The organism is Amycolatopsis xylanica, assembly GCF_900107045.1.
In the GTDB taxonomy this organism is placed as follows: domain Bacteria; phylum Actinomycetota; class Actinomycetes; order Mycobacteriales; family Pseudonocardiaceae; genus Amycolatopsis; species Amycolatopsis xylanica.
On the sequence record NZ_FNON01000002.1, the window covers coordinates 64,043 to 89,490 of the forward strand.

At 69.1% G+C, this 25,448-nt stretch carries 26 protein-coding genes; 13 read left to right on the forward strand and 13 right to left on the reverse strand.

Annotated elements, in window-relative coordinates; translation table 11 throughout:
* The first annotated feature begins 53 nt into the window (after positions 1–53).
* Genes BLV57_RS07945 through BLV57_RS07955 form a run of 3 tightly spaced genes read left to right on the forward strand, consistent with a single transcriptional unit; the run spans position 54 to position 2,241 of the window.
* Positions 54–626: a TetR/AcrR family transcriptional regulator gene (locus tag BLV57_RS07945; protein ID WP_091288005.1), complete on the forward strand. Its 573-nt coding sequence runs from the start codon at positions 54–56 to the stop codon at positions 624–626.
* A complete protein-coding gene (locus BLV57_RS07950) occupies positions 626–1,447 on the forward strand; it encodes an MBL fold metallo-hydrolase (RefSeq protein WP_091288006.1) in 822 nt (273 codons plus the stop codon). Before BLV57_RS07945 ends, BLV57_RS07950 begins: the two co-directional genes overlap by 1 nt.
* Positions 1,444–2,241 carry an MBL fold metallo-hydrolase gene (locus BLV57_RS07955; protein WP_091288007.1) on the forward strand — a complete coding sequence of 266 codons (798 nt, stop codon included), beginning with the start codon at positions 1,444–1,446 and terminating at the stop codon, positions 2,239–2,241. The genes BLV57_RS07950 and BLV57_RS07955 overlap by 4 nt, the downstream gene beginning before the upstream one ends.
* A gap of 204 nt (positions 2,242–2,445) precedes the next feature.
* Here the strand turns inward: BLV57_RS07955 and BLV57_RS07960 are convergent, their stop codons facing one another.
* The 3 genes from BLV57_RS07960 to pdxH form a co-directional block, all read right to left on the reverse strand.
* Positions 2,446–2,982: a DUF3558 domain-containing protein gene (locus tag BLV57_RS07960; RefSeq protein WP_091288008.1), complete on the reverse strand. Its 537-nt coding sequence runs from the start codon at positions 2,980–2,982 to the stop codon at positions 2,446–2,448.
* A gap of 9 nt (positions 2,983–2,991) precedes the next feature.
* Entirely contained in the window at positions 2,992–4,227 is a 1,236-nt protein-coding gene (locus BLV57_RS07965; RefSeq protein ID WP_091288009.1) for an MFS transporter, read from the reverse strand.
* A gap of 102 nt (positions 4,228–4,329) precedes the next feature.
* Positions 4,330–5,001 carry a pyridoxamine 5'-phosphate oxidase gene (gene pdxH, locus BLV57_RS07970; protein WP_091288010.1) on the reverse strand — a complete coding sequence of 224 codons (672 nt, stop codon included), beginning with the start codon at positions 4,999–5,001 and terminating at the stop codon, positions 4,330–4,332.
* Positions 5,002–5,244: 243 nt separating this feature from the next.
* Here pdxH and BLV57_RS07975 point away from each other — a divergent pair, with 243 nt between their 5' ends.
* From BLV57_RS07975 to BLV57_RS08010, 8 genes are all read left to right on the forward strand, one after another.
* A complete protein-coding gene (locus BLV57_RS07975) occupies positions 5,245–6,900 on the forward strand; it encodes a purine-cytosine permease family protein (RefSeq protein ID WP_245757298.1) in 1,656 nt (551 codons plus the stop codon).
* Between the two features lie 154 nt (positions 6,901–7,054).
* Positions 7,055–8,056 (forward strand): ABC transporter substrate-binding protein, encoded by a 1,002-nt coding sequence (locus BLV57_RS07980; protein WP_091288012.1) that lies wholly within the window; start codon positions 7,055–7,057, stop codon positions 8,054–8,056.
* On the forward strand, positions 8,053–9,009 hold the full coding sequence (locus BLV57_RS07985; protein WP_245757217.1) for an ABC transporter permease: 957 nt from the start codon (positions 8,053–8,055) through the stop codon (positions 9,007–9,009). Before BLV57_RS07980 ends, BLV57_RS07985 begins: the two co-directional genes overlap by 4 nt.
* Entirely contained in the window at positions 9,006–9,773 is a 768-nt protein-coding gene (locus BLV57_RS07990) for an ABC transporter ATP-binding protein (protein WP_091288013.1), read from the forward strand. The genes BLV57_RS07985 and BLV57_RS07990 overlap by 4 nt, the downstream gene beginning before the upstream one ends.
* 23 nt (positions 9,774–9,796) lie before the next feature.
* On the forward strand, positions 9,797–12,487 hold the full coding sequence (locus BLV57_RS07995; protein ID WP_091288014.1) for a sensor histidine kinase: 2,691 nt from the start codon (positions 9,797–9,799) through the stop codon (positions 12,485–12,487).
* Positions 12,484–12,909: a roadblock/LC7 domain-containing protein gene (locus BLV57_RS08000; protein WP_091288015.1), complete on the forward strand. Its 426-nt coding sequence runs from the start codon at positions 12,484–12,486 to the stop codon at positions 12,907–12,909. Before BLV57_RS07995 ends, BLV57_RS08000 begins: the two co-directional genes overlap by 4 nt.
* 2 nt (positions 12,910–12,911) lie before the next feature.
* Positions 12,912–13,268: a DUF742 domain-containing protein gene (locus tag BLV57_RS08005; protein WP_091288016.1), complete on the forward strand. Its 357-nt coding sequence runs from the start codon at positions 12,912–12,914 to the stop codon at positions 13,266–13,268.
* A complete protein-coding gene (locus tag BLV57_RS08010) occupies positions 13,246–13,839 on the forward strand; it encodes a GTP-binding protein (RefSeq protein ID WP_091288017.1) in 594 nt (197 codons plus the stop codon). The genes BLV57_RS08005 and BLV57_RS08010 overlap by 23 nt, the downstream gene beginning before the upstream one ends.
* Positions 13,840–13,922: 83 nt before the next feature.
* Here the strand turns inward: BLV57_RS08010 and BLV57_RS08015 are convergent, their stop codons facing one another.
* Positions 13,923–14,540 (reverse strand): TetR/AcrR family transcriptional regulator, encoded by a 618-nt coding sequence (locus BLV57_RS08015; RefSeq protein WP_091288018.1) that lies wholly within the window; start codon positions 14,538–14,540, stop codon positions 13,923–13,925.
* A gap of 93 nt (positions 14,541–14,633) precedes the next feature.
* On the opposite strand from BLV57_RS08015, the gene BLV57_RS08020 reads away from it, so the two are divergent.
* A complete protein-coding gene (locus BLV57_RS08020) occupies positions 14,634–15,734 on the forward strand; it encodes a lipase family protein (RefSeq protein WP_091288019.1) in 1,101 nt (366 codons plus the stop codon).
* Positions 15,735–15,825: 91 nt separating this feature from the next.
* Here BLV57_RS08020 and BLV57_RS08025 read toward each other — a convergent pair whose 3' ends face one another.
* Genes BLV57_RS08025 through BLV57_RS08050 form a run of 6 tightly spaced genes read right to left on the reverse strand, consistent with a single transcriptional unit; the run spans position 15,826 to position 20,249 of the window.
* The gene (locus BLV57_RS08025) at positions 15,826–16,554 is read right to left on the reverse strand and encodes an urease accessory protein UreD (RefSeq protein ID WP_091288020.1); all 729 of its coding nucleotides are present in this window, start codon (positions 16,552–16,554) and stop codon (positions 15,826–15,828) included.
* Complete coding sequence (gene ureG / locus BLV57_RS08030; RefSeq protein WP_091288021.1) at positions 16,551–17,252, reverse strand: urease accessory protein UreG; 702 nt, start codon at positions 17,250–17,252, stop codon at positions 16,551–16,553. The genes BLV57_RS08025 and ureG overlap by 4 nt, the downstream gene beginning before the upstream one ends.
* The gene (locus BLV57_RS08035; protein ID WP_091288022.1) at positions 17,242–17,922 is read right to left on the reverse strand and encodes an urease accessory protein UreF; all 681 of its coding nucleotides are present in this window, start codon (positions 17,920–17,922) and stop codon (positions 17,242–17,244) included. The genes ureG and BLV57_RS08035 overlap by 11 nt, the downstream gene beginning before the upstream one ends.
* A complete protein-coding gene (locus BLV57_RS08040; RefSeq protein ID WP_091288023.1) occupies positions 17,922–19,640 on the reverse strand; it encodes an urease subunit alpha in 1,719 nt (572 codons plus the stop codon). The genes BLV57_RS08035 and BLV57_RS08040 overlap by 1 nt, the downstream gene beginning before the upstream one ends.
* Complete coding sequence (locus tag BLV57_RS08045) at positions 19,637–19,933, reverse strand: urease subunit beta (protein ID WP_091288024.1); 297 nt, start codon at positions 19,931–19,933, stop codon at positions 19,637–19,639. The genes BLV57_RS08040 and BLV57_RS08045 overlap by 4 nt, the downstream gene beginning before the upstream one ends.
* Positions 19,934–19,946: 13 nt before the next feature.
* The gene (locus tag BLV57_RS08050; RefSeq protein WP_091288025.1) at positions 19,947–20,249 is read right to left on the reverse strand and encodes an urease subunit gamma; all 303 of its coding nucleotides are present in this window, start codon (positions 20,247–20,249) and stop codon (positions 19,947–19,949) included.
* 243 nt (positions 20,250–20,492) lie between these two features.
* On the opposite strand from BLV57_RS08050, the gene BLV57_RS08055 reads away from it, so the two are divergent.
* Positions 20,493–21,647, forward strand: a complete 1,155-nt coding sequence (locus tag BLV57_RS08055) for a citrate synthase 2 (protein ID WP_091288026.1) — start codon at positions 20,493–20,495, stop codon at positions 21,645–21,647.
* A 67-nt stretch (positions 21,648–21,714) separates the two neighbouring features.
* Here BLV57_RS08055 and BLV57_RS08060 read toward each other — a convergent pair whose 3' ends face one another.
* The 3 genes from BLV57_RS08060 to BLV57_RS08070 are packed head-to-tail and all read right to left on the reverse strand — an operon-like array spanning position 21,715 to position 25,320.
* Positions 21,715–22,296, reverse strand: a complete 582-nt coding sequence (locus BLV57_RS08060) for a TetR/AcrR family transcriptional regulator (RefSeq protein ID WP_091288027.1) — start codon at positions 22,294–22,296, stop codon at positions 21,715–21,717.
* A gap of 17 nt (positions 22,297–22,313) precedes the next feature.
* Positions 22,314–24,026 carry an SDR family oxidoreductase gene (locus BLV57_RS08065; RefSeq protein ID WP_245757218.1) on the reverse strand — a complete coding sequence of 571 codons (1,713 nt, stop codon included), beginning with the start codon at positions 24,024–24,026 and terminating at the stop codon, positions 22,314–22,316.
* Positions 24,027–24,054: 28 nt separating this feature from the next.
* Positions 24,055–25,320, reverse strand: a complete 1,266-nt coding sequence (locus BLV57_RS08070; protein WP_091288029.1) for an MFS transporter — start codon at positions 25,318–25,320, stop codon at positions 24,055–24,057.
* Between the last annotated feature and the right edge of the window lie 128 nt (positions 25,321–25,448).

Below are 25,448 nucleotides of genomic sequence, written 5' to 3' on the forward strand. Positions count from 1 at the left end.
ACCGTTTCAAGAATTACTAGACCGGTCGTCATAGTTTGAGCTACGGTCGTGACATGGTCCGCCGCACCGACACCCGGCAGCGCATGCTCGAAACCGCCGCCGAGCTCTTCCACACCCAGGGCTACCACGCCACCGGCCTCAACCAGCTCGTCGCGGCGGGCGGTGCGCCCAAGGGGTCGCTCTACTTCCATTTCCCCGGCGGCAAGGAGCAGCTGGCCGCCGAGGCGCTCCGGCTGTCCGGCGGCACCTTCCGCGAGATGATCACGCGCATCGTCGAGACCGCGCCGGACGCGGCCGCCGCGGTCTGCGCGGTCATCGACGGGCTGATCGAGGTCCAGCTCGCGTCGGACTTCCAGCGCGGGTGTCCACTCGCGACGGTCGCGCTGGACGCGTCGAGCGAGCCGGTCAGGGAAGCCTGCGCCGACGGTTACGCGTCCTGGCTCGACGGTTTGTCCCAATACTTTGTCTCACAAGGCTTTTCGGCCGAGAAGGCCGACGAGCTGGCCGTCATCGTGCTCACCTCCGTCGAAGGCGCGCTGCTGCTCGCGCGGACCAGGCACGACGTCGCCCCACTGCGCGCGGTCAGGGAACACCTGCGCGCCACCATCGAAAGGGAGCTGCCCTGATGCGGGTACACCATCTCGACTGCGGGACCATGCGGCCGCTCGGCGGCAAGCTCGTCGACGGCCGGTCCTCACTGTTCGGGCGGGCCGAAATGGTCTGCCACTGCCTGCTCGTGGAAACCGGGAACGGGCTCACGCTCGTCGAGACCGGCATGGGCTCGCCGATCGCGAGCCGAGGCGAGGAATGGCTCGGCCGCCGGTTCATCCGCACCAGCGGGCCGATCCTCGACCAGGACGCCGCCGTCACCCAGATCAAGAAGCTCGGGTACGACCCGCGTGACGTGCGGGACATCGTGCTCACCCACCTCGACCTGGACCACGCGGGCGGGCTCGTCGACTTCCCCGAGGCCAATGTCCACGTCTACGCCGAAGAGCTCCGCGCGTTCGAGCGGCCGCGCAAGGACGAGATCGGGCGGTACCGGGCGGTCCAGTTCACCCACAGTCCGAAGTGGACACCGCACGCCGCGCTCGGCGACCCGTGGTTCGGCTTCGACGCCGTGCGGGAGATCGCGCCGGACATCCTGCTGATCCCGCTCGCCGGCCACACGCGCGGGCACGCGGGCGTCGCGGTCGGCACCGGTGACGGCTGGCTGCTCCACGCGGGTGACTCCTACTTCCACCCCGGCGAGATCGACCCCGTCGACCCGCACTGCCCGCCGCTGCTCGCGTTGTTCGAAGGCTTGGTACAGACCGAAAAGCAGGCCAGACTGGACAACCAGCGACGCTTGCGCGACCTTGTCCGTGACCACAGCGGCGAAGTGACCGTCTTCTCCGCCCACAACGCCGCCGAGTTCCACCGGCTGCGTGAGAGGAGCACCGTATGAAGGTCCACCATCTCAACTGCGGGACGATGCGCCCGCTCGGCGGCCGGTTGCCCGAGATGGTGGCGCACTGCCTGCTGGTCGAGGCGGCCGACGGCCTCGTGCTGATCGACAGCGGCTTCGGCAGCCGTGCGCTCGAAGAGCCGGGCAAGTGGCTCGGCACCGCGCTGACCAAGGTCGTCGGCGCGCGGCTTGAGCGTTCGGAGACCGCCGCCGCACAGGTGGCCGCGCTCGGCTACGCGGTCGAGGACGTCCGCCACATCGTGACCACGCACCTCGACTGCGACCACGCGGGCGGCCTCGCGGACTTCCCGCACGCCACCGTGCACGTCCACGCCGAGGAGCACCGCGCGGCGACGGCGCCCGCCAACCTCCGCGAGCGCTACCGGTACCGCTCGATCCAGTTCGAGCACGGGCCGAAGTGGAGCACGTACCGCACCGACGGCGAAAGCTGGTTCGGCTTCGAGGCCGTGCGCGAACTCAAGGGCCTGCCGCCGGAGATCCTGCTGATCCCGCTGGGCGGCCACACCCTGGGCCACGTGGGCGTCGCCGTCGACACCGGCTCGGGCTGGCTCCTGCACGCGGGCGACGCGTACTTCCACCACGGTCAGGTGGATCCGGTGGCGCGGCACTGTCCTGGCGCGCTGGAGGGGTTCCAGAAGCTGGTGCAGACGCAGAAGAAACCCAGGCTGGCCAACGAACGCAGGCTGCGGGAACTCGTGCGCCATCACGGCGACGAGGTGCGGGTGTTCAGCGCCCACGACCACGCCGAGTTCGCGGCCTTCACGGCCTCGTGAGTGTTTAGACCGGTTCTAACCGGCCGCAACACTCACGACCCCTACGCGGGGGTTGCGCTCGCGGGATCGGGCGCGCCGCCGGGCTAGAGGTGACAAGGGCGGCCCTTGTCACCTCTAGCGTGACAAAAGGCGCCCTTGTTCCCCGCCGAACCAGGCAACGCGAGTGTCGTGAGTGCTACGGCCGGTTAGAACCGGCCGGAACACTCACGACTCGGCGTCGATGGCCTGCTTGACGAGGGGCGTCATCTGCTCGGGCGTCATCTTGGCCGGGCCGCTGTAGCTGACCAGGATCGGCACGCCACCGACGACCTTCGCGGCGACCAGGGTCGCGGTCTTGGCTTCCTCGACGTAGTAGAGCGCGCCCTCGGCGATGCCGGGGACGTCGCGGGAGCCGGGCTTCTTCTCCTTGATGCTCGCGATCATCGCGTCCGGCTTGACCTTGTTGCCGTCGTAGCGGGTGACGGCCAGCGCGCCGACCTGCTTGCCCTCGGCCGAGTAGACGCAGGTCTTGGCCTTGCCGCCGTTGGCGGCGGTGTTCTGGTCTGGGCCGGGCGCGCCGGTGACCGACTGGCGTTCGATGGCCTTGCCGACCGCGTCGCCCGCGAGGACCGCGCACGGTTCCTTCAGCGTGACCGCCTTGGTCGGCGACGGCTTCGGGGCGGCGGCGGGCTTCTCGGCGGACGAGCAGCCGACCGTCACCAAGGCAAGAGCGGAAATCAGGACAATTCGCCAGGAACGCATACCGCCACTCTAGGCGGATTCCGGCTCGGCGGGCGCGCGGTAGCGGAAGAACGCGGGCAGCAGGGCCATCGCGATGAGCACGATGACGATCACCAGCAGACCGCCGCCGGTCGCCGCGGCGGCGGTGCCGACACCGGCGGCCGCCCAGCCGTGCGTGAGGTCCGCGATACGCGGTCCACCTGCGACAACGACCGTGAACACGCCTTGCAGCCGTCCGCGCATCTCATCGGTCGTGGCGACCTGCAGGATCGACATCCGGTAGATGGCCGAGACCATGTCGGCCCCGCCAGCCAGCGCGATGAAGATCACCGCGAGCCACAGCGAAGAGCTCAGCCCGAACGCCGCCACGGCCGCGCCCCATGCGCAGATGGCCACCACGACCGCGACACCCTGGCGCCGCACCCGCGTCAGCCAGCCGGAGAACAACCCGACGAGCATCGAGCCGACCGGGATCGCCGCGTAGAGCCAGCCCAGCGCGGGCCCGCCGCCCGGCGGGTCGCCGAAGGTCCGTTCGGCCATTTCCGGGAACAACGCGCGCGGCATGCCGAACACCATCGCGACGATGTCGACGAGAAAAGAAGCCAACAGGACCTTTTGCGTTGCCAGGTAACGGAAACCGTCGATCACGTCGCGCAAGCCCGCGCGTCGCGACGGTCCGTTGAGCGGCGGCAGCGACGGCAGTTTCCAGACCGCGATCAACGTGAGCGACAACGCGGCCACGTCGACCAGGTACAAAGTGGACAGTCCGAGCAGCGGCAGCACCGCGCCGGCCAGCAGCGGCCCGAACACCATGCCGAAGGTCGACATGGTGGAGCCGAGCGCGACCGCTGGCGCGATCAGATGCTCCGGCACCAGCCTGGCGACGACCGCGCTGCGCGTCGGCATGTTGATCGCGAAGAACGCCTGGTTGACGGCCAGCAGCGCGAGCACCAGCCAGACCGAGCGCAGGCCGATGAACGCCTGCAGCCACAGCACGGCCGACGTCAGCGCGATGCCGACGTTGGTCACGAGCAGCAGTTTGCGCCGGTCGACCGTGTCGGCGATCGCGCCGCCCCACAGCCCGAACACCAGCAGCGGCACGAGCGCGACCGCGCCGGTCAGCCCGACGAACCCGGACGAGCCGGTGATGTCGAAGATCTGCTTCGGCACGGCGACGGCCGTCAGCTGGCTGCCGATGGCCGTGACGGCCGTCGACATCCAGAGACGGCGATAGGCGGGGATCTTCAGCGGCCGCCGGTCGACCATGATCGACCCGAGCAGTCTGCGTGCGGTCCCCGCCTTAACGCTCACAACACATGAGCTTAGCCGTGCTAACTATTCAAGATCGAGTGATTTAGCGCGCACGGATCACGGCGCGACGCGCTCGATCCGCCAGCCGTCGTCGGCGCGGACGTAGGTGAGGCGGTCGTGCATGCGGTCCTCACGGCCCTGCCAGAACTCGACCGTGTCGGGACGGATGCGCCACCCGCCCCAGTGCGGCGGGAACGGGATCTCGTCGGTGTCGGCGAAGCGGCGCTGGATGGAGTTCAGCGCGTTGTCGAGCGCGCGGCGGCCGTCGACCACCCGCGACTGCGGCGAGGCCCAGGCCCCGAGCTGCGAGCCGCGCGGGCGCGAGGCCCAGTACTCGGCGCCTTCCTTGATGTCGACCTTCTCGACCTCGCCGCGCACGTGGACCTGGCGGTGCAGCGGGTACCAGGGGAAGGTCGCCGACGCGTACCGGGTGACGGTCAGGTCGTGGCTCTTCGCCGAGGTGTAGTTCGTGTAGAAGACGACGCCGCGCTCGTCCAGGCCCTTCAGGAGCACCGAGCGGGAGGACGGCCTGCCCTCGCCGTCGGAGGTGGCGAGCACCATGGCGTTGGCCTCGGGCACGCCTGCCGCGATCGCCTGGTTCAGCCAGGACTGCAGCTGCTCGGTCCAGGTCGGCGCCAGTGAGGCCTCGGTGAACGCGTCCCCTTCGTACGCCACCCGCATTCCGGGCAGTCGCATCGCTACGTCCGTGATCTCGGTCTCCGGCATCATGGCCAACCCTCCGCGCGTGCCCTGTAGGGCCTCGATGACTTCGGCTGTCTGCTGACGGTATTGCCTGGAAGCCGCCGGGGAAACCCACCTAACGGTGACTCCTGCCACCCCGCGCCGCCATCAGCCCGTAACCGCAGGACAGCAACTCGTAACAAGTCGGTTACCCGATGCGGCTTAATCGACAAAGAGCCGACCTAGCGTCGAGGCCCCCCACCAGCAGCAGGAGGCCACGTCGTGACGGAAATGCTCGAAGAAGCCCCTCCGAAGCCGAAGCGGCGCTACGCCGCGCTGGCCGCCAACGAGAACCGCGAGGACTACTCGCTCCGGTTCGCGGCCCACTCCTTCCGCAAATGGTCCCCGTTCGTGGTGGCGACGACCGCGCTCGGCGGTATCGCCTACCTCGCCGACTTCGCGATCGGCGCGAGCATCGTGCTGTCCTATGGCTTCACCTCCGGCGTGCTCGCCATCCTCGCGGCGGCCGTGATCATCTTCGTGACCGGCGTGCCCATCGCGTCCGCGTGCGCGAAATACGGCGTCGACATGGACCTGCTGACCCGCGGCGCCGGATTCGGCTATTTCGGGTCGACGCTCACGTCGCTCGTGTACGCGAGCTTCACCGTCATTTTCTTCTCGCTCGAAGGCTCGATCATGGGCCAGGCTTTCCAGCTCGCACTCGGTATCCCGCTCCCGGTCGGCTATCTGCTCGCCACCTTGATCGTTTTGCCTTTCGCGCTTTACGGGATGGGCGCGGTCGCCAAAATGCAGACCTGGACCCAGCCGTTGTGGATCGCGGGGCTCGTCCTGCCGTTCGTCGTCGTCGCGATCCGCGAGCCGGGCAAGTTCGCGGAATTCGCGAGTTTCGGCGGGACCCAGGGCGCCGGATCCGGTTTTTCCGCGATCGGTTTCGGCTTCGGCATGGGGATCGCGCTTTCCTTGATCGGCCAGATCGGTGAACAGGCCGACTATCTCCGCTTCATGCCGGAGAAGACCGCCGAAAACAAGCGATCGTGGTGGGCCGCGGTGCTCGCCGCCGGACCCGGCTGGGTCATTCTCGGCGCGCTCAAGCAGATCGGCGGCGCTTTGCTGGCCTTCCTCGCGCTCGGCGTGGTCGGCGAGACGCACGCGCTGGAACCGATCGCGCCGTACCTCGAAGCCGTCAAGCCCGCGCTCGGGCCGGTCGCGCTGACCTTCGCCGCGCTGTTCGTGGTCGTCTCACAGATCAAGATCAACACGACGAACGCCTATTCGGGCTCGCTCTCGTTCGCCAACTTCTTTTCCCGAGTGCTGCACCGCCATCCCGGCCGGGTTTGGTACGTCCTGGTCAACTGCGGCATCGCGCTGGCGCTGATGGAGTTCGGCGCGTTCGCCTTCCTGAACAAGATCCTCGGCTTCTACTCCAATGTCGCGATTGCATGGATCGGTGCCGTCTGCGCCGATCTCGTCATCGCGAAACCGCTCGGGCTCTCGCCGAAGTACATCGAGTTCAAGCGCGCTTATCTGCACAAGATCAATCCCGTCGGCTTCGGTTCGATGCTCGTCGCGTCGGCGGTGTCGATCACGGCCTACTTCGGCGCGTTCGGCCAGCCGCTCGCCGCGTTCAGCCCGCTGCTCGCGCTGGTGATCGCGATCGTGCTGGTGCCGGCGCTGGCCGTGCTCACCAAGGGCAGGTACTACCTGGCCAGGCCGAACACGGTCAGCGGGCCCGGTGTGGACACCGACCAGCGGGCGACCCACGACTGCTCGGCGTGCGGCGACGCTTACGAATTGCCCGATATCGCGGACTGCTCGAAGCAGGGCGGGGCCATCTGCTCGCTGTGTTGCACATTGGACTCGACCTGTCACGACCAGTGCCAACAGAGTGAACCGACCCTGCTTCCGCTACCTACCGTTCGTAAGTGATCTTGCACAAGAGCTGACACTTGCTCTATGGAGATCTTGCGTAACTCGATAGGCTCTCGCCCGAGAACCAAGGGGTGACGATTTCTTCACGGAGAGTGGGGGATTTTCACTGCCTGTGGAACTCCCCCTACTCCCCTTCCCCAGGAGTTTCGCTGTGATTTCCCGTTCCCGACGGCTGACGGCCCTGTTGTGCGCCCTCACGCTGTCCGGTGCCGCCGCCCTGACCGCCTGCTCGAGTGACACCGCCGCCGGTGGCGCCAAGATCACCCTAGGGTTCTCCGCCTGGCCCGGCTGGTTCCCCTGGCAGGTCGCTCAGGAGAAGGGGCTGTTCCAGAAGAACGGCGTGAACGTCGATCTCAAGTACTTCGACAGCTACACCGACAGCATCAACGCGCTGTCGACCGGCGCGATCGACGGCAACAGCCAGACACTCGGCGACACGGTGGCCTCGGTCAGCGGCGGCGCGAAACTGTCCATTGTGCTGGTGAACGACAACTCGACCGGCAACGACAAGGTCATCGCGCGCGAGGGCATCACCAGCGTCGCCGACCTCAAGGGCAAGAAGGTCGCCGTCGAACAGGGCGCCGTCGACCACTACCTGCTGCTGCTGGCGCTGCAGCAGGCGAAACTGACCGAAAAGGACATCACGCTCGTCCCGATGGTCACCGACCAGGCCGCCGCCGCGTTCCTGAGCGGGCAGGTCGACGCCGTCGCCGCGTTCGCGCCGTTCACCTCGAAGGCGCTCGAGCGGACCAACAGCAAGGCCATCGCGACCTCGGCCGAGTTCCCCGGCGCCATCCCCGACCACCTGGTGCTCGGCGAGAAGGTCACCAAGGAGCACCCCAAAGAGGTGCAGGCGATCGTGAACACCTGGTTCGAGACGCTCGCCTGGATCAAGGACAACAAGGACGCGGCCATCGACATCATGGCCAAGCGCGGTGGCGTCAGCGTGGCCGAGTACCGCAGCTACGACTCCGGCACCTCGATCTTCACCAAGCAGCAGAACATCGACGCGTTCACCCCCGGCGTCACCCCGCAGCACCTGAACTTCCAGGCAGGCAAGATCGCCGACTTCATGGTCAGCGTCGGCCTGACCGCCGCCAGGCCGCAGGTCGACAACCTGTTCGACGACACCTTCATCAAGGCGGTGCCGTGACCGAACTGACCGGCTCGGCCAGCCGGACGGCGGCGGGCACCGAGGCGGACGAGCTCGAAGCCCACCGCATCGAGGACGAGCAGCGCCTCGCCGAGGAGCACGCGGCGAAGGCGGCGCTGCCCGAGCGCGCGGACTGGGCGCCGCTGCCGCGGCGGGCCAGGCCCGCGCCGAAGGCCGCGCTGCTCACCATCCGCACGCCGATCTCCGCGCGTGCCAAGTGGACACTGACCGTCCTCTCCGTGGCGCTGCCGCTGGCGATCTGGTGGACGTTGAGCGCGACGGGCGCCGTCTCGCCGACGTTCCTGCCGTCACCGCCCGCGGTGCTCAAGGCCGGTGCGCAGATGGCGTCGACCGGCGAGCTGTTCGGCGACCTCTGGGCCACCGTGCAGCGGATCCTGCTCGGCTTCGGGCTGGCGGTGCTGATCTCGGTGCCGCTCGGCATCGTGATGGGCACCTTCAGCGCGGGCCAGGCGCTGCTCGAACCGCTGGTCGGGTTCCTGCGCTACATGCCCGCCAGCTCGTTCATCCCGCTGCTGATCATCTGGCTCGGCATCGGCGAGGAGTCCAAGGTCGCCGTGCTGGTGCTCGGCACGGTCTTCTTCAACACGCTGATGACCGCCGACGTCGTGCGCGGCGTGCCGCGCAACCTGATCAACGTCTCCTACACGCTGGGCGCGCGCCGCGGCGAGGTGCTCCGCAAGGTGATCATCCCGCACTCGCTGCCCGGGATGCTGGACGCGATCAGGGTCAACATGGCCGCCGCGTGGAACTTCGTGGTGGTGGCCGAGCTGGTCAACGCGACGGCGGGCCTCGGCTACCGGATCACCCGCGCGCAGCGGTTCCTGCAGACCGACAAGATCTTCGCGGTGCTGCTGCTGATCGGGCTGCTCGGCCTGCTCATCGACGTCGCACTGCGACTGGTCCGTACCAAGCTCGGCCGGTGGGCGGCATGACCGGGGTGCTGGAGCTGAGCGGGGTCGCGAAGGACTACGACCGCGGCGCGCGTGCGCTCGACGGGATCGACCTGACCGTCTCGCGCGGCGACTTCCTCTGTGTCGTCGGCGCGAGCGGCTCGGGGAAGTCGACGCTGTTGTCGCTGGTCGCGGGCTTGACCATGCCTTCGGAAGGCCGGATCACCCTCGACGGCGAGCCGGTCGCCGGGCCAGGCCCCGACCGCGGGCTCGTCTTCCAGGACGGCGCGCTGTTCCCGTGGCGGACCGTCGAGCGCAATGTCGCTTATGGACTCGAGCTGCTGCCGGTCGACAGCGCGGAGCGGGCTCGGCGCGTCGACTGGTACCTGGCGGAGACCGGGCTTTCGGCGTTCCGGAAGTCGTTGCCCCGCGAGCTTTCCGGCGGGCAGCGGCAGCGGGTCGCGATCGCCAGGGCGCTGGCGTGCGAGCCGGAGGTGCTGCTGCTCGACGAGCCGTTCGGCGCGCTCGACGTGCAGACCAAAGAGGACATGCAGGTCCTGATCAGGCAGGTGTGGGCCGACACCGGCACCACGGTGCTGATGGTGACCCACGACGTGGAGGAAGCGGTCTTCCTCGGCGGCAGAGTTGTCGTACTGGCGTGCGACCCTGGCCGGGTGCACGCCGATGTCGCGATCGACCTGCCGTCCGATCGCGATCTCTCGGTCAAGCGAACGCCGGAGTTCCTCGCGCTGCGAGCGTCCATCGAGGACCTCGTGCGTGAGCAGCACCGCGGACACGGCGGCTGAGGTCGCAGTTGGGGAAGGTGACCATGAGACTCGGGAAGGTCCGGCGGAAGACCACCGCCGGGTCGCGAACGTGGCAGGCCGTGCTGGGCAGGCTCGGCATCAGGGGCAAGCTCAACCTGCTCCTGATGCTGCCGCTGACCGCGGTCGTGCTGGTGTCCATTCCCTATGTCGCCACGCAGGCGGGCAACGCCCAGTCCGCCGGGCAGACCTCGGAGACGGCGGGCCAGGCCCACGAGCTGGGTTCGCTGGTCTGGGAGCTGCAGCGAGAGCTGCTGCTGACCGTCGACTACGTGGCGTCGCCGTCCGAGGGCAGCGGTCCGCTGATGCAGCAGCACCGGATCGTCACCGAGACGGTCGACCGGGTGCGGGAGACGCTCGGGCCCGACGCGCCGGACGAGGTCGCGGCCGCGCTGGTCCGGATCGGCTCGCTGGCCGAGATCAGGGCGAACGCGCTGCGCCGCGCCGTCTCGCTCGACAGCGCCGCGCGCACGTACCACGCGGTCATCGAGGCGGTCATCGACGCGCCCCGGCTGCTCGGGCAGAAGAACACCGACGCCGAGGGCACCCGGCAGCTGACCTCGCTCGACGCGCTGCTGCGCGCGAACGAGGAAAAGGGCCTGCGCGGGATGGCGCAGATCATCGTCGCCGCCGACGCCGAGTCCGGCCAGGAAGTGCTCTCCGACGCCGCGTCGGAGTCTTCGCTGCAGCTCGAACGGTTCGTGCAGCAGGCCGACATCGAACACGCCAAGGCCGTGGTCAAGGTCGACACCGGCGAGGAGGCGCGGCGGGTCGACGCGCTCGAGGCGCTGCTGCCGAACGTGCGTGACCAGAAGGCGAACCAGGCGTTCATCGCCGACGTGCTGACCGCGGTCGAGGCGCTGAACAAGCAGCGGCGCACCGTCCAGGAACAGGTGACCAGGCAGATCACCGACGCGGCGACCAGCCGTGCGAGCAGCGCCACGAGGCTGGCCTGGCTCATCGGTGGCGGCGCCGCGCTGCTGCTGGTGGTGGTCGCGTTCCTCGCGATCGCGGTCAGCCGCTCGATCGCGGATCCGCTGCGGCGCTTGACCTCCGCCGCCACGACGGTCGCCGACCTCGCGGGAACCGAGCTCGTCCGCGTCGCCGACACCGAGGCGGCCGACGAGCAGGCGCCCCGGCTCGCCACGATCGATGTGTCCTCAAAGGACGAACTGGGCAAGCTGGCGACCGCGTTCAACCGGGTGCAGTCCACCGCTGGCGAGCTGGTCGAGCGCCAGGCGCTCACCCGGCGCAACGTCAGCCTCATGTTCGCCAACGTCGCGAAGCGCACGCAGAACCTCGTCGGCAGGCAGCTGGCGCTGGTCGACGAGCTGGAGCGCAACGAGCAGGACCCCAGGCTGCTGGAAAGCCTGTACCGGCTCGACCATCTGTCGACGCGCCTGCGGCGGAACGCGGAGAACCTGCTCGTCGTCTCGGGCACGCGTGACGAGACCAGGATCGCCGGTCCCGCCGAGCTGTCGACCGCGCTGCGCTCGGCGCTCGCGGAGATCGAGGACTACCAGCGGGTCCGGCTCGGTGTGGTCGCCGACGTGCGGCTCGCGTCGGTGTTCAGCTCCGATGTCGTGCTGATCTTCGCGGAGCTGCTGGAGAACGCGACCTCGTTCTCGCCGCCGGAGTCCTATGTGGACGTCGACACCGAGTTCCTCTCGGACGGCTCGCTGCTGGTCGTGATCGTCGACCAGGGCATCGGCATGACCGACGACCGGCTTGCCGAGGAGAACCGGCGGCTCGTCGAACGCGAGCGGCTGGAGCTGGCGCCGACCAGTGTGCTCGGCCTGTTCGTGGTCGGCCGCCTCGCGCGGCGGCACGGGCTGACGGTCGAGCTGGTGCCGACGCCCGGCACCGGCATCACGGCGCGGATGGTCATCCCGCCCGCGCTGCTGGCGCACCGGGCGGCCGAGTTCCAGGCGCCGCCCGCCTGGCCGGAGTCCGAACCGGCCGACGAGCCCGGCAGGCTGCCCGCGCTCGCGGTGCCGGGGATGGCGCCGCGCGACACGGGTGAGCTCGAGGACTTCCGCTGGTTCAAGCAGGAAGCGGAGGAGCCCCGGGTGCCAGAGCAGCTGCCCGTGCGCGTGCCGGAGACGGTGCCACCGCCCGCCCCGGTCTTCGAACCGGTCGTGGTGGCGGCACCCGTTGCTCCGGTCGCTGCTCCGGTCGCCGCGCCCGTCACCGTGCCGTCGGCCGACTCCGGCGAGGTCAGGGGCGGGCTGCGCCGCCGTGTCGCCGGTGCGCAGCTTCCCGGCGTCGGCGAGTCCACTTTGGTCAGCATGCCCGCGAAGAAGAAGGCACAGCACGACCCCGAGGCGGCGAAATCCGCCTTCGACGCCTACGAATCGGGCTTCGCCAAGGCGAACGCACCGGCGCCGGAGCCGGTCGCACCGCCGCCACCCCCGGCCCCGGAACCGGTGAAACCACCGCCGTTCCAGCCGGTCGCCCCACCTGCCCCGGCCGCGCCGCCCGCGGCGCGCTCGGGACTCACCAGGCGGGTGCCCGGCGCGCAGCTCGCGCCGGGGCTCGCCCAGCAGCCTGCCGGACGTCAGCCGGCACGAGTGGCCGCCACAGCACCAAGGCACCAACGGGACCCCAACGCCGAACGCGCCGCCTTCGACGCGTTCAGCACGGGCTTGGCCATGGCCGATCGGGATACCGAACAGAGAGAAGAGAGCAAGGAATGACCACCGGAGTCAGCGTCGAGGCGCGCAATTTCAACTGGCTGGTGACCCGCTTCGCGCAGAACACCGCCGGCGCGATCGGGGCCATCGCCGTGTCGGCCGACGGCCTGCTGATCGCCATGTCGTCCCAGCTGGAGCGGGCGAACGCCGACCGGCTGGCCGCCATCTCGTCGGCGATGCTCGGGCTGGCGCACGGCGTCTCCGAGAGCCATCCGCTCGGACGGCCCGACAAGATCATCATCGAGCTGGAGCACGGCTACCTGCTGGTCTGCACGATCAGCATCGGCTGTTCGCTGGGCGTGCTGGCCACCAAGCAGGCCAGCCTGGGCACGATCGCCTACGAGATGGCCATGTTCGCGAACCGGGCCACCGAAGTGCTCACACCAGGCCTTATCGAGGAGCTCAAAAACACCGTCGGGAGCTAGTGATGAGAGATGATGATCCGGACGTTTCGCCATTGCGCCCGTATCTGCTCACCTCTGGTCGCACGAAACCGGTCGACCACACATTGGAAATCGAGGCCCAGGTCCTGACGAGCAGGCTCGGCGCGGCCTCGCAGCCGAAGCTCACCTTCGAGCGGCGCGAGATCGTCTCGCTGTGCCGCAACACCAAATCGGTGGCGGAGATCGGCGCGCTGCTCGGCCTGCACATCGGCGTGGCGCGGGTGCTGGTGGCCGATCTGGCCGCGCTCGGCTACGTGGTGCTGCGGCGGCCCGCGACGAAGTTCGCCCAGGACCTCGGCATGATCGAAAGGGTCATTCGTGGACTCGAAGCCATACGCTGAGCCCGACGCGGGCGCCAAGCCGCCCACTCCGGTCAAGATCGTCATCGCCGGCGGGTTCGGGGTCGGCAAGACCACGGCCGTCGGCGCCATCTCCGAGATCAAGCCGCTCACCACGGAGGCGGCGATCACCTCGGTGGCGGCGGGCATCGACCGGACCGGGCACGTGCCGTCGAAGACCACCACCACGGTGGCGCTGGACTTCGGCTGCATCACCATCGACTCCGACGTCAAGCTGTACCTGTTCGGCACGCCGGGCCAGGACCGCTTCGGCTTCATGTGGCAGGACATCGTGATCGGCGCGCTGGGCGCGCTGGTCATCGTCGACACCCGCCGCCTCGACGACTGCTACCCGGCGGTCGACTACTTCGAGAAGGCCGGCCTGCCGTTCGTCGTCGGGATCAACCGGTTCGACGGGCTGATGGCGCACGAGCTCAACGACGTGCGCTGGGCACTGGCCGTCAGCGACGACGTGCCGGTGATCGCCTTCGACGCGCGGAACAAGCTGTCCGTGCGCGACGCGCTGCTCGCGGTGCTGCACAACACCTTCGCGAAGGCCTCGGCCAACGCCTGACCGAACCCCGGGATAAAGCCCGCTTTACTCCCGGGGATAAAGCGGGCTTTATCCCGCGAAGTAAAGCCCGCTTTATCCCGTGCTCACGAGGGCGTGCGGGTGATCGCGGCCAGCATCAGGCCGCGCAGCTCTTCGGTGACGTCGCCGACCGGTAGCTCGCGGGCCTGCCACTCACGCAGCAGGCCCGTGAACGCGCCGACCAGCGCGATGGCCGTCAGCCGGTAGTCCCGCTTCGGCGCGAGACCGTGTTCGGCCGCGTGGCGGGCTTCGGCTTCGATGAAGTCCGCCCAGCGGTCGACCCATTCCTGGTGCTGCGCCTCGAGTTCCTGATTGACCCCGACGGCCTCGACGTAGTTGAGCCTCGGCATGCGCGGATCCGCGGTGACCGTCGCGACGAAGACGTCGAGCAGCGTCTCGATGCGGGCGACGGCGTCGGTGTCGGTGAGCTCGGCGAGCGTCGCGGTGACGTGCTCCAGCGCGAGCCGGTTGATGCTGTCGTGCAGTACGAGCAGCACCTGCTCCTTGTTCTCGAACTCCTCGTAGAAGTTGCGCGTCGAGACACCGGCCAGCTTGCAGAGGTGGGTGATCTTCGCCTGCTGGAAGCCCTCACTGGTGAAGAGCTCGAGCGCGGCCGTCAGCAGCCGCTCGCGGCGCTCGGCCTTGCGCTGCTCCGGGGGGATGCCGCCATAGGAGCGGACCACCGAACCTCCAAGATTCTGGTAATGGGGATTGCCAGACGTCGCACGGGGCGCTTACATTGTGAAAACTATAGTTACCACACTCTGGAGGCAACGGTGCTTCGTCGAGTCCTGGTTCCACTACTGGCCCTACTACTGACGGGCGCGGTGGCCACGCCGGCCGCCCAGGCGTCCAGCCCAGGTGACCTGCTCGACCAGCATCGGGTGACCGCGATCGTGCCCGCGCCGGTCCAGGCGTGGGAGCTGCTCTATCAGTCGACTTCGGCGACCGGCAAGGCCAACGCCGTCTCCGGCATCCTGCTGGTCCCGTCGATCCCGTACACCCGCGGCCCGCGTCCGCTGATCACGTACGCCGTCGGCACGCATGGCATCGGCGACCAGTGCGCGCCTTCGGTCAAGCTGCAGAACGGCACCGAGAACGAGGTCGCGATCATCTCGCAGGCCCTCTACAAGGGCTGGGCCGTGGTGCTCACCGACTACGAAGGCCTTGGCACGCCGGGCACCCACACCTACGCGGTCGGCCAATCCGAAGGCCGCGCCGTCCTCGACGCCGCCCGCGCGGCTTACAAAGTCCCGGGCACCGGGCTCTCTTCCGACGGCCCTGTGGGCGTCTTCGGTTACTCGCAGGGCGGCCAGGCGGCGGCCTTCGCGGGCGAGCTGCAGGGCGGCTACGCGCCCGACCTGAACGTCGTCGGCGTCGCCACCGGCGGCGTGCCCGCCGACCTCAACGCGGTCATGAAGTCCAACGACGGCGGCCCGGCCTTCGGCCTGGTGCTCGGCGCGGCGCTCGGCCTCGCGACGGCCTACCCCGAGGTCCCGTTCGCGTCGGTGCTGAACTCACGCGGCAAGGCGACCGTGGAGAAGATCAAGGACTACTGCACGATCGCACTCGGCGCGGCGGCCCCGTTCTCCCGCCTCCGCGACTTCGTCACCGACCCCGACATCGTCTCCGACCCCCGCTGGCAGAAGCGCCTCGCCGAGAACTACGCGGGCACGATCAAGCCCAAGGCCCCGGTCTTCCTCTACCACGCCCAGCTCGACGAACTGATCCCGCTCGCGGTCGGCAAGGGCCTTCTCGCCCGCTACAAGGCCTTGGGCGCCAACGTGACCTGGACCGAATACCCCCTGCTCGAACACATCGGCGGCGTCTCGGTCGGCGGCCCGGTCGCCATGGAATGGCTCGGCACCAAGTTCTAGCCCCAGGCCCCAAAGTCACTTTCGGGGCATGCCTAACCCCGAAAGTGACTTTCGTCAGGTCCCATACCCCGAAAGTGACGTTCGTCAGGTCCTATCTGACGAAAGTCACTTTCGGGGTTTCGGAGGCGGCGAGGGGGGCGAGGGCTGTGACGGCATCGGGGGCCAGGGAGGTGGTGAGGGTGCCGCCCGCGGCGAGGGGGCTGCGGGACCACCACTCACCCGAGGCGGCGGGGAGGTCGGGGCCGCCGACGACCAGGTCGGTGGCGAGGACCCGGCGACCCGCCAGGTGGGCGAGCGAGGCGTCCAGGTCCGAGCCGATGGTCAGGGTTTGGCGCAGCACAGGGGTTTCGGCGCGGGTGACGTGTTGCGTCGTCGTCAGGTGACCTGGGCGTTCCGAAGCCCGGCCGAGCACCAGGACCTCGCGGGTGTGCAGGTACGCGTCGGCGGCGAGCGAGGCGCGCAGCAGGGCGTTGTGCCGAGCGTGAGCCGTGATGACGGTCGGCTCCGGCAGGTATTCGAGCGACCCGCCCGCGTCGACCGTGATGTCCACAGTGGACGAACTGGGCTCGCCTCGCAGGCCGGGCAAGGCGATCGTCGCGGCGACACCGGACAGGCGCAGCGAGGCGCCCGGTCCGACGTGCACGCTCAGAAGAAGTTCGTCGCCACCCAAGGGAGCGGTCGCCGAGCTGACGAGGTGGACCACGGCCGTGGCGCCCGTGCCTCGCTTGGGGAACAGCGTGAGCGGCGCCATCGAGCGCAGCTCACGCAGGATCGTCCGGCCGTCCAAGAAGCAGGCGACCAGGCGGGCGTGCGCTTTCACCCGGCCTTGACCAGCGAACGCACCCAGTCGGCCACCGCGGGCGCGTTGGGAGTGTCCACAAGGGACTGGGTGATCACCGGCAGCGAGCCGCGCATGCGGTGGGCGTCGGAGGTCATGACGTCCATGTCCGCGCCGACCAGGTGCGCGATGTCGATCTTGTTGATCACCAGCAGATCCGCGGTCGTGACACCGGGGCCGCCCTTGCGCGGCACCTTGTCGCCGCCCGCGACGTCGACCACGAACACCTGCGAGTCCGCCAGGCCGCGGCTGAACACGGCCGTCAGGTTGTCGCCACCGCTCTCGATGATCACGAGATCCAGCCCGGGGAACCGGTCTTCGAGCCGCTCGACCGCGTCCAGGTTGGCCGTGATGTCGTCGCGGATCGCGGTGTGCGGGCACGCGCCGGTCTGCACCGCCTCGATGCGTTCTACATCGAGCACGCCCGCCTTGCGCAGGAAGTCGGCGTCCTCGGTGGTGTAGATGTCGTTGGTGACGACCGCGAGATTCAGCTCGTCGCCCAGCGCGCGGCACAGCGCGGCCACCAGCGCGGTCTTGCCGCTGCCGACCGGGCCGCCGATGCCGATCCGGTACGCGCGCCCGGCCGTCGGCGCGGCGTCGTAATGATCGGGTTCCGCCGCAGTCGGGTCGAAGTTGACCGGGTGGACGTGACCGTGGCCGTGACTGTGCTCAGCTGGCAAAGAGACGCACCTCTTCCTGATGGTGCCGGGCATGTGCCTCGGCGAACAGATCCAGCGCCGGCGAACCCGGCGAAGGCAGATCGGACGGCGCGAGCCCGGCCGACGCGGCGGCGGCGAGCGCCACCGCGTGCACGCCGAGACGAGCCACCGCGGCGTTGACGGCGAAAGGATCCAAGCCCAGCAAGCGAACCGCGGCCGAAGCCGGTCCGCTCACCGCGAGGTACGCGACGGCGGTCGCCGCGTCGAGCGGCGAACCACCCGCGACGCCGACCAGTACGCCCAGCATGATCGGGTGATGCGGCCGCGGCGTCTCGGCGAGCATCGCGTTCAGCATCGGCGACGGCCACGCCGCCTTGCCAGCCCGCGCGGTCCCGCGCCCCTGCGCGCGCGACGCTTCCCGCTGCGCCAAGGACGGCGTCCGCGCGTCCAGCTCCGCGTCGAGCCGCTTCCAATATCCACTTTGGACACCACGCGCCGCCGCATGTGCCGCTGCCGCCGCGAAAACGGCGGCGAGAGATCCGGCCGTACGCAAACGGCCCGAGATAAAGCCTGCTAAATCCCGGACATCGACGATCAAGCGGCGTGCGACGGCCTCTTCCAAGCCGCCGGAGTGGACGTGGCCGCCACCGGGAAACCGGGAGTCGGCCAAGATCAGCGCTGACAGGTCCATCAGAACAGGAAATACCGTTGGGCCATCGGCAATTCCGTCACCGGCTGAGGCTCGATCAGCTCACCGTCGACGTGCACGGCGAAGCTGTCCGGCTCGACCCTGATGTCCGGCAGCGCGTCGTTGAGCACCATGTCCGCCTTGGTGCGCCGCCGCATGTTCGACACCGGCACCAGCGGCCGCGTGATGCCGAACCGTTCCCGGACACCGGAATCGACGGCTTCCGGCGCCACGAAATGCAGCGACGAGGCCGCCGCCACCACGGGCGAGGCGCCGAACATCGGCCGCGCCAGCACCGGCTGCGGGGTCGGGATGGACGCGTTCGCGTCACCCATCGCGGCCCACGCGATGAACCCGCCCTTGAGCACCACATGCGGGCGCACGCCGAAGAACTTGGGCTCCCACAGCACGAGATCCGCGAGCTTGCCGATCTCGACCGAGCCGATCTCGGCCTCCATGCCGTGCGCGACGGCCGGGTTGATCGTGTACTTCGCGACGTAGCGGCGGGCACGCAGGTTGTCGGCCCTGTCGTCGCCGGGCAGCGCGCCGCGCCGGCGTTTCATCACGTGCGCGGTCTGCCAGGTCCTGATGATGACCTCGCCGATGCGGCCCATCGCCTGCGAGTCGGAGCTCATCATCGAGATCGCGCCGATGTCGTGCAGCACGTCCTCGGCCGCGATCGTGGTCGGCCGGATCCGGCTCTCCGCGAACGCCAGATCCTCCGGCACGGACGGGTTCAGGTGATGGCACACCACGAGCATGTCGAGGTGCTCGTCGAGGGTGTTGGCCGTGTGCGGGCGCGTCGGATTCGTCGACGACGGCAGCACGTTCGCCAGCCCGGCGACCCGGATGATGTCCGGCGCGTGCCCGCCGCCCGCGCCTTCGGTGTGGTACGCGTTGATCGAGCGGCCGGCGATGGCGTCCACAGTGGACTCCAGGAACCCGGCTTCGTTGAGCGTGTCGGTGTGGATGGCGACCTGGACACCGGACTCGTCGGCCACGGTCAGGCAGGCGTCGATCGCAGCCGGGGTCGTGCCCCAGTCCTCGTGCAGCTTGAACCCGCCGGCCCCGGCGGCCAGCTGCTCACGCAGCGCTTCGTGGCGGACGGTGTTTCCCTTGCCCAGCAACAAGACGTTGATCGGGTACGCGTCCATCGCCTGCAGCATCCGGCCGAGGTTCCAGGCGCCGGGCGTGATCGTGGTGGCCTTGGTGCCCTCGTTGGGACCGGTGCCGCCGCCGACCAGTGTCGTCAGCCCGGACGCCAGCGCGGTGTCCACCAGCTGCGGGCAGATGAAGTGGACATGACAGTCGATTCCGCCCGCGGTGAGGATCTTCCCGTTGCCGGACAGGATCTCCGTCGACGGCCCGATCACCAGCGCCGGGTCGACACCGTCCATGGTGTCCGGGTTGCCCGCCTTGCCGATGCCGATGATGCGCCCGTCGCGGACACCGACGTCGGCCTTGACGATGCCCCAGTGGTCCAGGATCACCACGCCGGTGATGACCAGGTCCGGCGCACCTTCCGCGCGGGTGGCCATGCCCTGGCCCATCGACTCGCGGATGACCTTGCCGCCGCCGAAGAGCACCTCGTCACCGCTGCCCGCGCCCATGCTGCGATCCTCGGTGACCTCGATCAGCAGATCGGTGTCGGCCAGGCGGATCCGGTCGCCGACCGTCGGGCCGAACAGCTCGACGTAGCGCTCGCGGTCGATATGCGTCAAGACGGCTCCCTACGCAACCCCGGAACCTTCCGGCTCCCGGCCAGCGGAACAAGGTCGACTTCGCGTTCGACGCCCGGCTCGAACCTGACCGAGGTGCCCGCGGGCACGTCGAGCCGGTGCCCGCGCGCGGCGTCGCGGTCGAAGTCGAGGCCGGGGTTGACCGACGCGAAGTGGAAATGCGAACCGACCTGCACCGGCCGGTCGCCGAGGTTGCGCACGAGCAGCCGCACCCTGGCACGGCCGGGGTTCAGCTCGACCGGCTCGTCGCCGGGAATGATCTCTCCTGGGCGCATCGCCTGCTCGCTCCTAGACGATCGGGTCATGCACGGTGACGAGCTTGGTGCCGTCCGGGAAAGTGGCCTCGACCTGCACCGAATCGATCATTTCGGGGATCCCCGACTGCACCTGCGCACGAGAGAGCACGCTACGGCCACTGGCGACGAGCTCGCTGACCGTGCGGCCGTCGCGGGCACCCTCGAGCACGTGGTCGGTGATCAGCGCGACCGACTCCGGATAGTTGAGCAGCACCCCGCGTTCCAGCCGCTTGCGTGCGACGTCGGCGGCGACGTGGACGAGCAACTTGTCCCGCTCCTGAGGGCTCAGATGCATGGCGCATGTGTATCACCCGCCGGGGCGGCGCGCCCCTGGATGAAACACAGGATTTACGTGTCACACGCCGCCTGGACTGAATCGTTCTCGTAATCGTGACACAAACCACCCATTCTTTTGATTGCTACCGGCCGGTTCGAGGAGCAAGGTTGCTCCAAACCGTGCGATGAGGCGCGCTTTGCGTGTAGCCCGTCAGCGTGGGATACAAAAGCCGGGGAACGCGCATTGAAAGGTCAACGGATAGTGACTACGTCAGCGCCCGTATCTACGAAGACCGCGTCCACAGACGAGGTCGACGACGGATTCCGTCCAGGTCTCGAAGGGGTCATCGCCTTCCGCACCGAGATCGCCGAGCCCGACCGTGATGGTGGCGCGCTGCGCTACCGCGGTGTCGACATCGAAGACCTCGCCGGCAAGGTGAGCTTCGGGGATGTCTGGGGCCTGCTGGTGGACAGCCGGTTCGGCCACGGCCTGCCGCCCGCCGAACCCTTCCCGCTGCCGGTGCACACCGGTGACGTGCGGGTCGACGTGCAGGCCGCGCTCGCCATGCTGGCGCCCATCTGGGGCTACCGCCCCCTGCTCGACATCACCGACGAGGAGGCCCGCGACCAGCTCGCGCGCGCCTCGGTCATGGCGCTGTCCTACGTCGCGCAGTCCGCGCGCGGCATCGGCCAGCCCGCGGTGCCGCAGTCGCGGGTCGACGAGGCCCACTCGATCACCGAGCGGTTCATGATCCGCTGGCGTGGCGAGCCGGACCCGGCCCACGTCAAGGCCATCGACGCCTACTGGGTGTCGGCCGCCGAGCACGGCCTGAATGCGTCGACGTTCACCGCCCGCGTCATCGCCTCGACCGGTGCGGACGTCGCGGCGGCCATGTCGGGCGCGATCGGCGCCATGTCGGGGCCGCTGCACGGCGGCGCGCCGGCGCGCGTGCTGCCGATGATCGAAGAGGTCGAGCGGACCGGTGACGCCGCTGGTCTGGTCAAGGGCATCCTCGACCGCAAGGACCGCCTGATGGGCTTCGGCCACCGCGTCTACCGCGCGGAGGACCCGCGTGCGCGCGTGCTGCGCCGCACCTGCCGCGAGCTGGGCGCGACCCGCTACGAAGCGGCCGCCGCGCTGGAGCAGGCCGCGCTGGCGGAGCTGCGTGAGCGTCGCCCCGATCACCCGATCGAGACGAACGTCGAGTTCTGGGCCGCGGTCATCCTCGACTTCGCCGAGGTCCCGCCGCACATGATGCCCGCGATGTTCTCGTCAGCTCGTACCGCGGGCTGGGCGGCGCACATCCTGGAGCAGAAGCGGACCGGGCGCCTGGTGCGCCCGTCGGCCAAGTACGTCGGCCCCGGCCCGCGCCGTCCCGAGGACGTCGAGGGCTGGGACATGGTCCCCCACGCCTGAGCCTCGTTAAAGCCCGAAAGCCACTTTCGTCAGATAAGACCTGCCGAAAGTGGCTTTCGGGCTTTCGTCAGGGGGTGGTGGCCAGGCGGGCCTGGGTGACGGCCATCATCGCGACCAGCTGGTCGACCAGCCATTCGTCGAGGCCTTCGCGGGGGAGCTTGCCTTCCTGGAGCCAGGCGAGCAGGGTGCCCTCGACCACGGCCGTCCAGCAGCGCAGCGTGAGCAGGAGCAGCGGGGTGGGTTCGTCGATCTCGATCGCCTCGAGGATCAGCTCGACCGCGCGGTCGCGGACCTGGTCGACCACCGCGTCGGTCTCCGAGGTCGCGATGACCGAACCGCCGCGCAGCAGCGCGATGTAGCCGGCGCGGTAGTTGCCCGCGACCGAGATCAGGCCGCGCACGGCCGCGCGCAGCCGGTCCAGCGGCGGGCCGTCGTCGAGGTGCGCGAGACCGTCGATCAGGCCGTCCGTGACCGTGCGCAGTGCTTCGATCTGCAGCTCGCGCAGGCTGGAGAAGTACCGGTAGAACAGCGGCCGTGAGACGTCCGCGCGCGAGACGATGTCGTCGACCGTGACCAGCTCGGGCGCACGGCTGGAGAACAGGTCGAGCGCCGCGGCGATCAGGTCGTCGCGGCGTGCCTGCGGGGTCATGCGGCGGGGCTTGCGTGTCACGGGGTGACGTCCAGCTTGGCCGCCGCGCGCAGCAGGCCGGGGGTGAGCCGGGACAGCAGCAGCGCGCCCTTGGCCTCCGGTGTCGACGGCGCGATCGCCTTGTCCTTGGCGACGGCCTTGAGGATGTCCCGCGCGACCTTGTCCGGCCCGAAGCCGCGCCGCGCGTACAGGCCGGTGCTCGCCTTCCGGCGCCGGTGCTCCTCGTCCGGGTTGACGCCGACGAAACGCGTCGTGTTCGTGATGTTCGTGGCCACGATGCCGGGACAGACCGCGGTGACGCCGATGTGGTCGGCCGCGAGCTCGGCGCGCAGGCAGACGCTCAGCGTCAGCACGGCGGATTTCGTGGTGGCGTAAGCGGAAAGGATCTTCGACGGCAGGTACGCCGCCGCCGAGGCGAGGTTGACGATCTGCCCGCCCTCGCCGCGTTCGCGCATCTGCTCGGCGAACACCCGGCAGCCATGGATCACGCCCCACAGGTTGACGTCGATCACGCGCTCCCAGTCCGCGACCGAGGTGTCGAGGAACGGCCCGGACACCCCGATGCCCGCGTTGTTGATGACGATGTCCGGCACACCGTGGTCGTCACGAACCTGCTTCGCGAACTGCCCCATGGCCTCGGCGTCCGAGGAGTCCACTGTGTACTCGGCAGCCGTGACACCCTTGGCGCGCAACAGCTTCACGGTCTCCGCCGCGCCGTCCGAGTTGATGTCGGTGATGACGACGTCGGCACCCTCGTCCGCGAACGCCAGCGCGGTCGCCCTGCCGATACCGCTGCCGCCACCGGTGATCACCACCAGCTGGTCGGCGAACTTCTTCCGGCGGCTGACCTTCGCGCGGCGCAGTGCGCGCGGCTCCTCGCCGCCTTCGACGAAGTCGACCAGCTCCGCGGCCGCGTCCGCGATGACCCTCGGCTTGGAGCGGGCGATCCAGTGCCTCCCGACCACCCGCCGGATCCGCAGGTCGGGCACCCACTTGGCGATTTCGGTCTGCATCGGGGTCGACACGTACGGGTCACCGGTCGGCGCGAGCACCTGCACGGGGATGTGGACCTGCTTCGGCTTCGGCCGCCCGAGCCGCGTGAAGATGTTGGCGCGGTACAGCTTGATCCCGTGCACGCCGTCCGAAACCTCGGGGTCGGCCAGCTCCGGCTCGGCGAGCTGGAACAGCTTGCGCATGATCCCGAGCCGCCAGAAAAGCTGTGGCACCAAGGGAATGTGGAAGAACAGGATGTAGGTCGAGTGCGCGAACTGGTTCAGCGCGTGCCACAGCCGCTTCGGCGTCGGCCGCCGCAGCTGGTCACGGAACCAGGCGCCGACGTAGTCCAGGTCCGGTCCCGAGATCGAGGTGTACGACGCGATCCGCGGGTCGCCGCCGGTGACCGCGTGCCAGCCCTGGATCGACCCCCAGTCGTGCGCGAGCAGGTGGAACCGGCCGGCCGGGACGACCGCGTCGGCGACGGCGAAGAGGTCTCGGGACAGCTGGTCCAACTTGTAGGACTTGCGACCTCGCGGCTTGTCCGACAGACCCGCGCCGCGCACGTCGTACACGACCACGCGGTACCGGCTGGACAGCTCGGCCACCACCCCGTCCCACAGTGAGCCGTTGTCCGGATAACCGTGCACACAGATCACTGTGGGTGCGTCATCCGGGCCCGTCACGCGGACCGAAAGACGCACGCCGTCGCTGGCCGTCACCCACGTATGAGACATCCTGTCATGTTAGACAAGTTGTCAACAGCTACGCATCCTTCGCCTGGTTGTTCGTCCCCGGTTTCACCTCGTTGGCCGATTTCGCGCCGTCTTCAGGCATGCCTTGACCTGGATTTTCCGAGTTTTCCGGGGTTTTCGAATGTTCCACGGGAAACTTCGCAACCCCGACACGCCGAATCGCGCCGGAAACCAAGATCGATCCGAGCAAAAGCACGCCCGCAGCACCCCAGCAGGCGACCCGCCAGCCACCGCCCGTGTCGTAAAGCTGGCCCGCCGCGAACGTCCCGATCGTCGCTCCGAGTAACGTCGCGCTCTCGTAGACGCCCATCGCGCGCCCCAGGCTGAGCCCCGCCGCCTCGGTTACGATCGCCTGCTCGACCGGCATCGCCGCGGCGAACGCGGCCGCCGACAGGATCCACAGCACGGTGATCACCTTCGGATCCGGCGCGAACGAGAGCCCGAGCGCGAACGCCGTGCTGACGAGCATGGCCAGCGAGAGCATGAGCGGACGGCCGATCCGGCGCACGACCTTGTGCAGCACGTCCGGGAGCAGGCTGTAGACGATGAATCCCGGCAGGAACACGGCCGCGATCTGGCCCAGGTTCAGCTGATGACCGCGCTGCAGATGCATCAGGAGCAGCAGCGCGATCCCGGCCTCGACCATCGCGGTGATCGCGACCAGCACCAGCATCGGCCGCAGCCGTTTCCCCAGCTGGCGCAGCTTCGGCGCGTTTTCGACGACCTGGTTCTCACCGATCCTGAGCAGCATCACCACGGCCGCGGCCAGGCACGCGATGGCACTCAGCCAGAACACCCCGCGATAATCGATGTACTTGATCAGGATCATCGCCGCGACGAACGCGATCCAGGTGCCGCCGCCCTCGGCGGCGAAGAGCTTGCTGAACGCACCGCTGTCATCCAGCAGCCCTTCGCCGACACGGGCCCGCAGCGCCACCCAGAACAACGCGCCACCCGCGCCCCCGAGCACGGCCGCCACGTACGCGAGCCCGATCCCCGGCGCCGCCGCGTAGCCCACAAAGGACAGTCCATAAAGGACCGCCCCGACGGCGGCGACGCGTCCCCGGTCGTGCCGATCGGCCAAGTGCCCGGCGAGCGGCCGGACCAGGAACGACACGAGCGTCTCCAGCGCCGTCAGCGCGCCGACCTCTCCCGCCGACGCGCCGAGCTGACTACCCACCCAGAGCGGCAGGAAGAAGTCGAGCACCTCCACCGGCCCTTTGGTCAGCATCGCCGCGAGTTCGTTCTGCTCACCGCGTTTCAGCGCCGCCCCCATGCCTGACAACGGTAAGCACGCCACGTCGAGGGTGCGTCCTTCGAAAGGAGGACCGCGCGTGCGACCAGGGTCTGATGTCCACCGTTCGGTTGACAACCAGGTTCAACCGCGCAGTCGTCCCGTAAAGG

What these genes read in the sequence shown, in the direction of transcription:
- BLV57_RS07945 (WP_091288005.1), top strand. Translation starts at nt 54, where the DNA reads ATGGTCCGCCGCACCGACACCCGGCAGCGCATGCTCGAAACCGCCGCC.
- BLV57_RS07950 (WP_091288006.1), top strand. Translation starts at nt 626, where the DNA reads ATGCGGGTACACCATCTCGACTGCGGGACCATGCGGCCGCTCGGCGGC.
- BLV57_RS07955 (WP_091288007.1), top strand. Translation starts at nt 1,444, where the DNA reads ATGAAGGTCCACCATCTCAACTGCGGGACGATGCGCCCGCTCGGCGGC.
- BLV57_RS07960 (WP_091288008.1), bottom strand. Translation starts at nt 2,982, where the DNA reads ATGCGTTCCTGGCGAATTGTCCTGATTTCCGCTCTTGCCTTGGTGACG.
- BLV57_RS07965 (WP_091288009.1), bottom strand. Translation starts at nt 4,227, where the DNA reads ATGGTCGACCGGCGGCCGCTGAAGATCCCCGCCTATCGCCGTCTCTGG.
- pdxH (WP_091288010.1), bottom strand. Translation starts at nt 5,001, where the DNA reads ATGATGCCGGAGACCGAGATCACGGACGTAGCGATGCGACTGCCCGGA.
- BLV57_RS07975 (WP_245757298.1), top strand. Translation starts at nt 5,245, where the DNA reads ATGCTCGAAGAAGCCCCTCCGAAGCCGAAGCGGCGCTACGCCGCGCTG.
- BLV57_RS07990 (WP_091288013.1), top strand. Translation starts at nt 9,006, where the DNA reads ATGACCGGGGTGCTGGAGCTGAGCGGGGTCGCGAAGGACTACGACCGC.
- BLV57_RS07995 (WP_091288014.1), top strand. Translation starts at nt 9,797, where the DNA reads ATGAGACTCGGGAAGGTCCGGCGGAAGACCACCGCCGGGTCGCGAACG.
- BLV57_RS08000 (WP_091288015.1), top strand. Translation starts at nt 12,484, where the DNA reads ATGACCACCGGAGTCAGCGTCGAGGCGCGCAATTTCAACTGGCTGGTG.
- BLV57_RS08005 (WP_091288016.1), top strand. Translation starts at nt 12,912, where the DNA reads ATGAGAGATGATGATCCGGACGTTTCGCCATTGCGCCCGTATCTGCTC.
- BLV57_RS08035 (WP_091288022.1), bottom strand. Translation starts at nt 17,922, where the DNA reads ATGGACCTGTCAGCGCTGATCTTGGCCGACTCCCGGTTTCCCGGTGGC.
- BLV57_RS08045 (WP_091288024.1), bottom strand. Translation starts at nt 19,933, where the DNA reads ATGCGCCCAGGAGAGATCATTCCCGGCGACGAGCCGGTCGAGCTGAAC.
- BLV57_RS08050 (WP_091288025.1), bottom strand. Translation starts at nt 20,249, where the DNA reads ATGCATCTGAGCCCTCAGGAGCGGGACAAGTTGCTCGTCCACGTCGCC.
- BLV57_RS08060 (WP_091288027.1), bottom strand. Translation starts at nt 22,296, where the DNA reads ATGACCCCGCAGGCACGCCGCGACGACCTGATCGCCGCGGCGCTCGAC.
- BLV57_RS08065 (WP_245757218.1), bottom strand. Translation starts at nt 24,026, where the DNA reads ATGTCTCATACGTGGGTGACGGCCAGCGACGGCGTGCGTCTTTCGGTC.
- BLV57_RS08070 (WP_091288029.1), bottom strand. Translation starts at nt 25,320, where the DNA reads ATGGGGGCGGCGCTGAAACGCGGTGAGCAGAACGAACTCGCGGCGATG.